The following is a 12,042-nucleotide window of genomic DNA, read 5'->3' as shown; positions in this document are numbered from 1 at the left end:
AAGAGAGACCCCGGTCACAGGCATTCCCGGTTCACGGCAAGGAGCCGCCCTCATGAGCGAGACCCTGGCGAATCTGTCCTCGGAGACGCGGCAGTTCCCGCCGCCCGCGAACATCGCGGCGGACGCCAACGTCACGGCCGAGGCATACGACGAGGCCACATCCGACCGGCTCGGCTACTGGGCGCGCCAGGCCGAGCGCCTCAGCTGGTCGAAGCCCTGGGACCAGGTCCTCGACTGGTCCCACCCCCCGTTCGCCAAGTGGTTCGTCGGCGGCGAGCTCAACGTCGCGTACAACTGCGTCGACCGGCACGTCGAGGCGGGACACGGCGACAAGGTGGCGATCCACTGGGAGGGCGAGCCCGGGGACACCCGCGCGGTCACGTACACCGAATTGTTGAAGCTGGTCTCGCAGGCCGCCAACACCCTGACCGACCTCGGTGTCGTCGCGGGCGACCGGGTCGCGATCTACCTGCCGATGATCCCGGAGGCGGCGGTGGCGATGCTCGCCTGCGCCCGTATCGGCGCCACGCACAGCGTGGTGTTCGGCGGTTTCTCGGTGGAGGCACTGTCCACCCGGATCCAGGACGCCGACGCCAAGGTGGTGATCACCGCGGACGGTGGTTACCGGCGCGGCAAGCCGTCAGCGCTCAAGCCGACCGTGGACGAGGCGGTGGCCCGCTGCGCCAGCATCGAGCACGTGCTGGTGGTCCGCCGCACCGGCCAGGAGGTCGCGTGGACCGGGAAGGACAAGTGGTGGCACGAGACCGTCGAGCAGGCGAGCCCGGAGCACAAGGCGCAGCCGTTCGACGCCGAGCACCCGCTGTTCATCCTCTACACCTCGGGCACCACCGGTAAGCCCAAGGGCATCCTGCACACCACCGGCGGATACCTGACGCAGACCTCCTACACGCACCACGCGGTCTTCGACCTGAAGCCTGCGACCGACGTCTACTGGTGCACCGCCGACATCGGCTGGGTGACCGGCCATTCCTACATCGTCTACGGGCCGCTCTCCAACGGCGCCACCCAGGTGATGTACGAGGGAACGCCGGACACCCCGGATCGCGGGCGGTTCTGGCAGCTGGTCGACAAGTACAAGGTGTCCATCCTGTACACCGCCCCGACGCTGATCCGCACCATGATGAAGTGGGGCGACGACATCCCGGCCGGGTACGACCTGTCCTCACTGCGGATCCTGGGCAGCGTCGGCGAGCCGATCAACCCCGAGGCCTGGATGTGGTATCGGGAGAACATCGGCCGGGAACGCGCGCCGATCGTGGACACGTGGTGGCAGACCGAGACCGGTTCGATCATGATCTCGCCGCTGCCCGGGGTGACCGCCACCAAGCCCGGCTCGGCGATGACCCCGCTGCCCGGCATCAGCGCCGACGTGGTGGACGACCAGGCGCAGTCGGTGCCGGACGGCGGTGGCGGCTTCCTGGTGCTGCGCGACCCGTGGCCGTCGATGCTGCGCACCATCTGGGGTGACGACCAGCGCTTCCTGGACACCTACTGGTCGCGGTTCGGCGCCGGGGCCGGCCAGGGAGACGAGTGGATCTACTTTGCCGGGGACGGCGCGAAGAAGGACGAGGACGGCGCGCTCTGGCTGCTCGGCCGGGTCGACGACGTCATGCTGATCTCCGGGCACAACATCTCCACCACCGAGGTGGAGTCGGCGCTGGTGTCCCACCCGTCGGTGGCCGAGGCGGCGGTGGTCGGCGCGACCGACCCGACGACCGGTCAGGCGATCGTCGCGTTCACCATCCCGCGCGGCAACGTGGACACCGCGGGCGACGCGGGCGAGGCGCTGATCAAGGATCTGCGCAACCACGTGGCGAAGACGCTCGGACCGATCGCGAAGCCGCGGCAGATCATGCTGGTGCCGGAGCTGCCGAAGACCCGGTCCGGCAAGATCATGCGCCGGTTGCTGCGGGACGTCGCGGAGAACCGTTCACTCGGCGACGTGACGACGCTACAGGACTCGGCCGTGATGGACCTGATCTCCACCGGTATGAAATCCACCAAGTCCGAAGACTGACGTCGGTATATAAAGCCTGGCGACGCCCATGTGTCGCCGGGCTTTAGTCCTAAATGCCAGTTCTTGCATTATGCTTCGTCCATATCAGGTAACTGTTGTTCATCAATCTTGATCCACCCTCGCGCACATCAAGGCGTTTGCATACGTTCACCTTCAGTCCCGAACCACGGGGCCGTTTGACGCCGGACCGCTGCCACCCAGCGCCCGGCCGAAAAAACGGAGGTAAACGTAGTGCGCAAGGTGGTCGTGGGACTACTCGGCGCCGCGGTCGTGACCAGTGTCGGAGCCATGGTTCCGGCAGTGGCCCAGGCCGCGCCGCCGGTGGACCCTTCTCCGGCCGGGCAGGCCGCGGAACAAGCACCGGTCGATGACCTGCCGAACCCCCTCGAGGACAAGCGCCGCGCCCTGCGCGAGCAGGCCGTTGCCGAGGTCGTCAGCGGCAAGTCCAAGGTCGAGACGAGGAACGGCAGCAAGGTCGTCAACCTCGGCAAGACCTACGGCAAGGGCGGTTTCGGCCACCCCGGAAAGAACCAGTACGTCGAGCTCGAACGGCAGAGCACCGACCGGATCTTCGTGATCCTGACCGAGTTCGGCAACGAACGGCACCCGGACTTCCCGGACAAGGACACCAACCCGACCATTGCGGGACCGTCCACGTTCGAGGGCCCCGCGGTCAACGCGATCCCGGAGCCGGACCGGAAGGTCGACAACTCGACCATCTGGCAGAAGGACTACAACGCGGACTACTTCCGGAAGCTGTACTTCGGCACCGGCAAGGACACCGAGTCGGTCAAGACCTACTACGAGACGCAGTCCTCCGGGCGTTACAGCGTCGACGGCGAGGTCACCGACTGGGTCAAGGTCCAGTACAACGAGGCCCGCTACGGGCGCTCCAACGACGTCGCGACCGACGCCAACGGCGACGACCCGGCCGTCTGCGCGAGCAGCACCTGCCAGAACACCTGGGCGCTGGTCCGCGACGCCGCCAACCAGTGGGTCGCCGACCAGAAGGCGCGCGGCCTGACCGACGCCGAGATCGCGGCCGACATGAAGTCGTTCGACCAGTACGACCGGTACGACTTCGACGGTGACGGCGACTTCAACGAGCCGGACGGCTACATCGACCACTTCCAGATCGTGCACGCCGGTGGCGACCAGGCCGACGGCGACCCGAACCAGGGTGAGGACGCGATCTGGAGCCACCGGTGGTACGCGTACGCCACCGACAACGGCCGCACCGGCCCGACGGGCAACCTGCTCGGCGGCACCCAGATCGGCGGCACCGGCATCTGGATCGGTGACTACACCATCCAGCCGGAGAACGGCGGCCTGAGCGTCTTCGTCCACGAGTACGGCCACGACCTCGGCCTGCCCGACGACTACGACACCAGCGGCCTCGGCGACAACAACAGCGAACACTGGACGCTGATGGCGCAGAGCCGGCTCAGCGCGGCGAAGGACCAGGGCATCGGCACCCGGCCGGGCGACCTGGGCGCCTGGAACAAGCTGCAGCTCGGCTGGCTGAACTACGAATCCGTCAAGGCGGGCGCCAAGAAGGTCGTCAACCTCGGTCCGGAGGAGTACAACACCAAGAAGAAGCAGGCCCTGGTGGTGAACCTGCCGGACAAGCAGGTCACCCGCGACCTGGGCGCGCCGTACGCCGGCAGCAAGCAGTTCTACTCCGGCAACGCCGACGACCTGAACGTCTCACTGTCCACGTCGATCGACCTGACCGGCAAGTCCACCGCGGGCGTCACGCTCAAGGGCCGGTACGGCATCGAGATCGACTACGACTACCTGTACTTCGAGGCGTCCACCGACGGTGGCACGAGCTGGACCCGACTGGACGGCACGGCCGCCGGTCAGCCGTTCATCAAGGACGGCAGCGGCAGCCCGGCGATCAGCGGCTCCAGCGACGGTGCCTGGGTCGACATCGAGGTGCCGCTGGACGCGTACGCGGGTCAGGACATCGACTTCCGCCTGCACTACGTGACCGACGGTGGTGTCTCCGAGGGCGGCTTCTTCGGTGACGAGCTGACCGTGACCGCCGACGGTGTCGCCACGACCGACGGTGCCGAGGGCACCTCGACCTGGACCGCCGACGGGTTCTCGATCGTCGGCGCGACCGCGACCGACACCTACCCGCACTACTACATCGCGGGTTACCGGAGCTACACCTCGTACGACAAGTACCTGCAGACCGGCCCGTACAACTTCGGGTGGGTCGCCACCAAGCCGGACTGGGTGGAGCACTACAACTACCAGACGGGGCTGCTGATCTCGTACTGGGACACCTCGCAGGTCGACAACAACACGAACGAGCACCCGGGTTCGGGACGCAACCTCTACATCGACGCGCACCCGAAGCCGCTGATCAACCCGACCGGCGTTCCGTGGCGTTCTCGTGTCCAGGTCTACGACGCGCCGTTCAGCCTTTACCCGACCGACGGGATGACGCTGCACCTGAACGGGGCGAAGTCGGTCATCAAGCCGCAGCTCGGTGACCCGGTCTTCAACGACAAGGACAAGTACTTCTACGACGAGCTGCCGAACCACGGCGTCAAGCTGCCGGCGGTCGGCGTCAAGATCGCGGTGCTGAGCCAGCTCGGCACGGCGATGACGGTGGCGGTCTCCTGATCCACCGTCGCCGTCTCTGATCCATTGTTGATGGTGCGACGCCCGGGGCCCTACTCCCCGGGCGTCGTGCTGTCTCCGCCTCTGTTTCCTCATGACGGGAACCGATGAACGTCGCGATTCGTCCCACTCTCAAGGGATTTCGAGGGAAGGATTGGCTGATGCGCGAGCAAGTCACGGTTCGGATCGGTGTCGCCATGGCGGCCGGAGCGATCGTCGCGGGATGTGCCACGACCGGTCCCGGCTCGTCGGCCTCTCCAGCGCCGTCCGCCGTCGCCCCGTCATCGTCCGGCCTCTCCCCGGCGTCCCCTCCGTCCCCTTCGACGGTCCTGCCCTCGGAGCCGTCCCCGTCGACGATCCAGCCCTCCGGCGCCGGGACCGCGAAGCCGCCCCGGGAGCCCACCGACAACCTCCCCACGACCGGCTGGGTGGCCGGCATGGTCACCCAGGGGGGTAAAGGTCCGTGCTACGGCCTGATCGCCGACGACGGCACCCGGTACGCGCTCTACGCCACCGACGGCACCGAACTGGTCAAGGGCGACCGGGTCCGCGTTCAGCTCGCGACCACGATGATCCGGATCTACTGCGGTCCGGGCATCCTGATGGCGATGACGGACTCCGCAACGATCCAATGATCACGACCAGGTTCCTCTTCGCCACTGCGCGTCCTCACCCGAGACTGCTGCGCCTAGGCTGATCGCATGGACGAATCGGTCGTACTCACGGAAGGGCCGTGGAGTCACCGCTTCGTCGGCGCCAACGGCAGCCGGTTCCACGTCGCGGAGGTCGGCACCGGGCCGCTGGTGCTCTTCCTGCACGGCTTCCCGGAATTCTGGTGGGCCTGGCACGACATCATGGTCCGCGTTGCGGACGCGGGCTTCCGGGCGGCGGCCATCGATCTGCGCGGTTACGGTGCGAGCGACAAACCTCCTCGGGGGTACGACGGATACACGATGGCCGCTGATGTCACCGGACTGATCCGCGCTCTCGGCGAACGATCGGCGACCGTGGTCGGTGCCGGGGCCGGCGGCATGATCGGTTGGGCGGCCGCCTCGTTCCACCCCAAGCTGGTCAACCGGCTCGTGGTGCTCGGCGCCGCCCACCCGCTGCGCCTGCGCGCCGCCCTGTTCGCCGACCCGCGCGGCCAGTTCGCCGCCTCGTCGGCCATCCTCCGCTTCCAGGTGCCGCGCTTCGAACACGTGCTGACCCGCGACGACGCCGCCATGGTCGGCGAGCTGATGACACACTGGAGCAGCCCGCGCTGGGCGGCGACCGAGGAGTTCGCGGACTACTCGATGCGCTGCCGGCAGGCGATGCAGATCCCGCAGGCGTCGTTCTGCGCCTTGGAGGCGTACCGGTGGGTGGCCCGCAGCGCGCTCCGCCTGCAGGGATACCGGTTCGTCAAGCTGATGCAGAAACCACTGAGCACACCGACGCTGCAGTTGCACGGCGCGTTGGACACCGCGGTGCTGCCGCGGACCGCGCAGGGCTCCGGGCGTTACGTCACCGCGCCGTACGAGTGGCGGCTGATCCCGGACACCGGTCACTTCCTGCATCAGGAGGCACCCGATGTGGTGACCGGCGAGATCCTGCGGTGGCTCAAGACCCCCACTTAGGTCTCGACTACCTTAAGTGATCTTTAATTGATCTAGCCAACCGGCGACCACCGGCCTATTCTTCCCGACGGGTGCGATGGTAACGCTCCCATTCATCACTTACCGTAATCACTTCGGAAGAGATGACCCGACCACTCCCCCGCCCGGCCGGACGCCCGCGTCCGAACCGCCGGGCACCGGTCACCGGCCGGCGACGCGTCCCCACCTGCGCCGGCCGCGACACCGGAACGACCGTCGTCCCACCCGGCGTGACCCCTACCTCACCGGGAGGACGGCGCTCGTCGGCCGTCCCGCGCACGCCCGGCGACCAACCCCCTTTCTCTCTCCTCCTCGGTCGCCGGAAACATCGCAGAACGGTCGAAGGGCTCCCCGCCGGTGGCGGGGAGCCCTTCACACACTGCACGTCTTACTGCGTGTTCTCGCTGCGCGTCTTACTTCAGGCGTCTGCCGGGCACCTCGCCTCATGCGGCCGAGCCTCTCCGGCCGCATGGCCTTCAGCCGTACGTCAGACGCGGTGCTCGTACAGGTCGCGGACCTCGTGCGCCGGGGCCCATCCCTGGTAGACGCCGTAGTCGAACTCCTCAAGACCGAGACGCTGGGCGACCGGGGCACGGCCACCGGTGTACTCCAGACGCAGCCAGCTGTCCGCCTCGGCGAGCACCACGAACGGCTCCCCCCGCCAGGTGCACAGAGTCCGGATGTAGGCGACCTCGTCATACTCCTCAGGAGACAGCACCCGGACGTAACGCCCCGGCTTGACCTCCTGGAAGCCCTCCTCGGCCGTGGCCGAGAAGATCCGGACCTTGTCGCCGTCGGGCGCGGCGTCGTAGTCACGGCCCTGCCAGGTCACCACATAACCGTCACGCATCACTGCCCACCCACCCGGCACCACTCGTCAGACCGCGGACCGGCCAGGAAACCACCGTCACGCACCACTGCCGCCTCGGACCACGAACCGCCGTCACGCATCGCCGCCCACACCTGCCGCCGCCGCTGACCACGGATCGGGCCGGACACCGCACGGCCGGCACGCATCACTGCTCACCGACCCGGCGCCACTTCGGACCGTCGGCGTCGAAGATCGCCAGCATGCGCTCGTCGCCGGCCGCGTCGATACGCCACAGCTGGGCGCCGTGCGGCAGGCGGACACTGTCCACCTTGAACTCGGCGATCACGTCCCGGCCGTCACCGGACGCGAAGCCGTTGCCCCGGAACGGGGCGCGCTCGATGACCCAGCCGTCCATCGCCCGCAGCGCCTGCTCGTTCTGGCCACCGTAGGGAATGCGGTACAGGCTCGGCCGGTACGCCGGCCAGCGCAGCACGAACGCCTCCTTGGCGTCCGCCTGGAACGGCGACGTCTCGTAGTGCAGGCCGAGCGCCGCGAACAACTCCGCCGGGGTCCGCAGGTGCTCCACCTCGGAGGCGCGGTGCACGAAACCGGCCACCCGGTCGTACCCCCGCTCGAGGTAGTAATCGACCTGCTCGGCGGCGATGGTCTTCTGCATCACGGTGGCCTGCTGGGCCTCGTCGCTGGCCGGCTGCGGCACCGGAACCGGCGCGGTCAGGTCGTCGGCGATCGGAGCGTCGGACGGCTCCGCACCCAGACCGGCCTCGGTGGCCCAGTTCGCCAGAGCGATTATCTGGGCCCCGGGGTACTTCGCACCGACCCGGGTGCCCGGGTTCACCGCGAACGACCAGGCCGGATCCGGCCAGTTGCGGATCAGCTCGTAGAACCGGACACCCACCGTGCGGGTCGGCTCGTTGTAGTGCTCGGAGAGCCGGTCCTTGCTGGTGAAGACGATGAGGTACCGCTCGCCGCCGACCTCCTCGGGCTGGAACGCGAAGCCCGACTCGCCCGGCGCGCTGCCCGGGCGGGAGTGGCTCGCGACCGGAACGAGAACGTTCGCCAGCAGCAGCGTGGAGAGGAACAGGTCGGTGTTGCCGGTGTCCGCGGCATCCTGCAGGTCCCGCTCGACGTCGTTGGCCGGGGCGAACTCCTCCACCGGGCCGCCCTGCTGCTGCGGCCCGCCGGTCGCCGACCCGGCGATGCCGAGGTTGGACGCGGCGGACGGAGCGCCGTAGCCGCTGGACGCGATCGGCAGCACCTGCGTGGCGAAGGCGTTGGCCGCCGGAGCCGCGTACGCAGCAGCCGGACTGCCCTGGGGTGGCATGCCGACCGCGGGTCCCGGCACGGCCACCGGCGGAACCGGCGGCGCGATCGGGGCCGGAGGCGCGAAGGCCGCCGGCGCCGCGGGGGCGGGCGAACCGTACGAGCTGGCCGGACCGTAGCCGGGCGCCGAGGTGACCGGGGCGTATCCGGGGGTGTTCGACATCCCCGGAGTCCCGAAGTCACCGGCCGACGGTGAGCCGGGGATGACCGGCGGGACCAGACCGGGCCGGGTGGCCAGAGCCTGCTCGCCGGCGTGGGCCTGGAGCGAGGGCGCCGGGCCCGACGGGCCGAACCCCTGACCGGACTCGCGCTGGGGCAGGCCGGAGTCGATCGCGGGCGGACGGCTGTTCAACGCCTGGGCGGCCGCGGCCATCGAACCGGGCTGCTCGGACGGCGACGTCACCTGCCGGCGCGGAAGACCGTTGCCGGCATCGCCACCGAAGCCCGGGGAACCGCCGCCGGGAGCCGGCGAACTCTGCGCTGCCAGGGCCTGCGGTGAGGCCGGGCCCTGCGGGAACGCGGGTGCGGGAGGGGCGGCGTTGCCGGCACTGCCCGGCACGACGAAGCCGGCCATGCTGGAGAACTGTCCGGACGAGGCGTTCTGACCCGGCTGGCGACGCGGCAGCGCGGCGCCGAGACCACCACCGGAGGACTGTCCGGCCGGAGCAGCGCCGGAAGAAGCGGCAGGCGCGGCCTGACGATCGAATCCGGGCGAGGGAGCCGCGGCCTGACGATCGAACCCGGGCGCCGGAGAACCGAACGCCGGAGGCTGAGCCCCGTGACCGGGCGGCTGAGCCTGGAAACCGGAACCGCCGAAACCGGACGGCGCACCCGCCGGAGTCTGCTGAGCGGCCAGAGGCTGCGCGGACTGCTGAGCGGCCAGTGGCGGAGCAGAGGGAGCCGCGAGGCCCTGACCTGCGCCGACGCCGGGAGCAGAGGCGGGAGCACCACCGGTGTGCGCGGCCCAGCGCGGGTCGACCTGGGCCTCGGTCGGGTCGTAGGGCGCGACGTGTTCCGGGCGCGGCGGGGTGTTCGCCATCGGGGTGCGGACCGGCAGCGGCGCGTTCAGATCCTGCAGTGGACCGCGCGGGTCCTGCTCGGGGCTGAACGGCATGCCCGGCTTCTCCCACCCGGGGGTGGCCATGCCGGCTCCGGGCCGGGGCGCACCCGGCGTGCCGGAGGCGGGCGCCGCAGACGCCGGAACACTCGAAGCCGGAGCAGCCGAAGCCGGGTCGGAACCCGGGAACCCGGGAGTCGTAGGAGCAGCCCCGGGGAAGCCCGGAGCGGATCCGGGGAAGCCCGGAGCGGCCGGACCGGAACCCGGGAAACCGGGAGCGGCAGCCGGACCGGCCGGGAAGTCACGGGGAAGCGTCGGCGAAGCGGCCGCGTCGCCCGCCGGGGGACGGATCGGAAGCGCCGTGGTCACGTCACCCGGGTGGGAACGGGCCGGCGCGTCACTCTGCGACGTGCCCGAGGGTGTCCGCATCGGCAGGCCGCCGGGCCCGGTGGGGAGCTGCTGACCAGGGGCATAACCGGAGCCGTAGGCCGGAGCCACCGGTGCCGGAGCGTTCGCGGCCAGCGCCGACGGACCACCCGGGACCGGGCTGCTGGGCGCGCTCTGCGAGAACCCACCCGGAGCCGGGCTGCCGGGCGAACCCTGTGGGAAACCACCTGGAACCGGGCCGGCGGGGGCACTCTGCGGGAACCCGCCTGGAACCGGGCCGGCGGGGACACTTTGCGGGAAACCGCCTGGAACCGGGCTGGCCGGAGCGCTGGACGAGAAGCCGTTCGGAGCCGGGCTGGGCGCCGGGCTCTGCGCACGACCGTTCGGAGCCGGGCTGCCGGGACCGTTCGGCGGGAAGCCCTGCGGAGCGGCACCGCCCGGGTAGCCGTTGGCGGCGGCGCCGGCGAAACCGGACGGCGCCGGGAACCCGGCCGGCACTGCGGGACCTGACGACGCTGCGGGAACCGGTGGCGCCGCGGAAACCGGTGGCGCTGTGGGAGCGGCCGACGCGCCCATCGAAGCAGACTGCGGTGCCACCCCGGCCGGAACCTGGATGCCGGTGCCGGTGATAGCCGGGTCGTAGGTCGGGCCACCGGCCACGGCCTGGTCGGGATGCCGGCTCGCGGCGAGAGCGGCCGCGCCCAGCTCTTGGATCTTGGAGCCACCCTGGGCCTCACGTCCCGGGCCACGGGTCGGCATGCGCAGGTCACCGCGGGCCAGCTGGGCGACGAACCACGCCGGAAGGTAGCCCTCGACGGGCAGACCGGGGTTCACCGCCAGCCACCACTCGAGGTTGGGCCAGGTGGTGGCGAGCTCCGAGTAGGGCACACGACGAGCGGTGCCGCTGTAGTCGGAGAGGCAGGAACGCAGTGCCGCCTGTGACGTGAACGCCAGCACGTGCGTGCGACCGCCGGTGCTCCACGTCCCCCAGCCCAGTGGCGCCAGACCCGCGAGCGCGTCCTCCGACACCGGTAGCAGGAGATCGACACCGGCGAGAATGCGGAAATAGGACTCCTGGTCGTCCGTGCGCAACGCATCGCGCATCGCGACCTCGGCGTCCGTAGCCGGTTCCCACTCGGACACGGTCACCTCTCCCCACGCGTGCGAACGAGCCAAGTCAACGCGTATAACCTACAAGGTCAGGCCGCAATCACAATGGGCGGCGGCATGCTAACAGCAGAGCCGGACAAACAACCCTGTCGGGCCGGTTCGGAACAGACGTCGCAGACACCCGGCGATTGCCCGGCGCGATCGAACAACAACCGATAGTAGCCGCACAAAGTGGCCGGGCCATTACGCGATCGGGCGACCCATGGCCCCACAAAACAGGTCGAACCATGTGTCCGTCAAGTCGTAGGCCATCATCATTGGAACCGTTGCGTAGCCGTCCGTTCGGTTTGCAGGTAATCCGCGGCCGACTCGTCCACCGCGATCTTGATACGTCGGAGGATCGTCTGCAAGTCCGCGGACGCCACCCGCCACCGCTCCTGGCGGCGCGTGAACGCCTCCCGCGCCTCCCCCGACCAGGTCGCCACCAGCGGCGCAGCGTCCCGCTCCAGCTGGTCGAGCTGGGACCGCAGGACGGTGAGCGCCTTCTCGATGTCGGCGCCGGCCTGGTGCAGCGCACCGAAGTCGACCCGCAGAAGCCCGTCGTTCATCACGAACCCTCCCGTCGATCCGGCCGGGCTCAGAGCGGGAGCCGGCGGACGTCGCCGGACCGCGTCAGCCGGGCCGCCGCCTCGGAATCGGACATCGCATAGCCCGCACCGGACGCGCGGATCGCCTCGGCGGTCTCGGCCAGCGCGTTGCCCAGACTCCGCAGGTCGGCCGCGTAGTCCGTCTTGACCTGCTCGAACGCGGCCGCGCCGAGACCTCGCCAGGCGCCGTTCAGCACCGACAACTCGGCCATCAGGGTGGTGAGCATGCCCTGCAGCGAGGTGTTGACCTGATCGAATCTCGCCGCGGTGCTCGCCATCACCGCGGCCTCGGCCTGTGTCTGCGCCATCCCGGCCCTTCCCCTCCACACGGCGGCCATCAACGGTATCGACGATGGCCATTACGCCGAGAAATCTCCACCCGC

The 12,042-nt window shown here is 69.8% G+C and carries 9 protein-coding genes; 4 read left to right on the top strand and 5 right to left on the bottom strand.

The window, feature by feature from the left end:
- The first annotated feature begins 52 nt into the window (after positions 1-52).
- From acs to QSK32_RS30800, 4 genes are all read left to right on the top strand, one after another.
- Complete coding sequence (gene acs / locus QSK32_RS30815) at positions 53-2,038, top strand: acetate--CoA ligase (protein ID WP_045740509.1); 1,986 nt, start codon at positions 53-55, stop codon at positions 2,036-2,038.
- 246 nt (positions 2,039-2,284) lie between these two features.
- Positions 2,285-4,675, top strand: a complete 2,391-nt coding sequence (locus QSK32_RS30810) for an immune inhibitor A domain-containing protein (protein ID WP_285473927.1) — start codon at positions 2,285-2,287, stop codon at positions 4,673-4,675.
- A gap of 158 nt (positions 4,676-4,833) precedes the next feature.
- On the top strand, positions 4,834-5,307 hold the full coding sequence (locus tag QSK32_RS30805) for a hypothetical protein (RefSeq protein WP_045740508.1): 474 nt from the start codon (positions 4,834-4,836) through the stop codon (positions 5,305-5,307).
- Positions 5,308-5,373: 66 nt separating this feature from the next.
- On the top strand, positions 5,374-6,288 hold the full coding sequence (locus QSK32_RS30800) for an alpha/beta fold hydrolase (protein WP_045740507.1): 915 nt from the start codon (positions 5,374-5,376) through the stop codon (positions 6,286-6,288).
- 505 nt (positions 6,289-6,793) lie between these two features.
- On the opposite strand, the gene QSK32_RS30795 is transcribed toward QSK32_RS30800, so the two are convergent.
- The 5 genes from QSK32_RS30795 to QSK32_RS30775 all read right to left on the bottom strand — a co-directional run bounded on the left by QSK32_RS30795 (position 6,794) and on the right by QSK32_RS30775 (position 11,967).
- Positions 6,794-7,159, bottom strand: a complete 366-nt coding sequence (locus tag QSK32_RS30795) for a UCP033725 family protein (RefSeq protein WP_045740506.1) — start codon at positions 7,157-7,159, stop codon at positions 6,794-6,796.
- Positions 7,156-7,323: a hypothetical protein gene (locus tag QSK32_RS30790; RefSeq protein WP_157410785.1), complete on the bottom strand. Its 168-nt coding sequence runs from the start codon at positions 7,321-7,323 to the stop codon at positions 7,156-7,158. The genes QSK32_RS30795 and QSK32_RS30790 overlap by 4 nt, the downstream gene beginning before the upstream one ends.
- Positions 7,323-11,045: an SseB family protein gene (locus QSK32_RS30785; RefSeq protein ID WP_285473872.1), complete on the bottom strand. Its 3,723-nt coding sequence runs from the start codon at positions 11,043-11,045 to the stop codon at positions 7,323-7,325. Before QSK32_RS30785 ends, QSK32_RS30790 begins: the two co-directional genes overlap by 1 nt.
- Before the next feature lie 281 nt (positions 11,046-11,326).
- Positions 11,327-11,620, bottom strand: coding sequence for a WXG100 family type VII secretion target (locus tag QSK32_RS30780; protein WP_045740505.1), 294 nt, complete (start codon positions 11,618-11,620; stop codon positions 11,327-11,329).
- A gap of 29 nt (positions 11,621-11,649) precedes the next feature.
- Positions 11,650-11,967 carry a WXG100 family type VII secretion target gene (locus tag QSK32_RS30775; RefSeq protein ID WP_045740504.1) on the bottom strand — a complete coding sequence of 106 codons (318 nt, stop codon included), beginning with the start codon at positions 11,965-11,967 and terminating at the stop codon, positions 11,650-11,652.
- Positions 11,968-12,042 lie beyond the last annotated feature (75 nt).

Source organism: Actinoplanes sp. NBRC 101535 (assembly GCF_030269225.1).
Lineage (GTDB): Bacteria > Actinomycetota > Actinomycetes > Mycobacteriales > Micromonosporaceae > Actinoplanes > Actinoplanes rectilineatus.
Note: the sequence above shows the minus strand (reverse complement) of the source record. Positions and strands in the feature narration are given on the sequence as shown.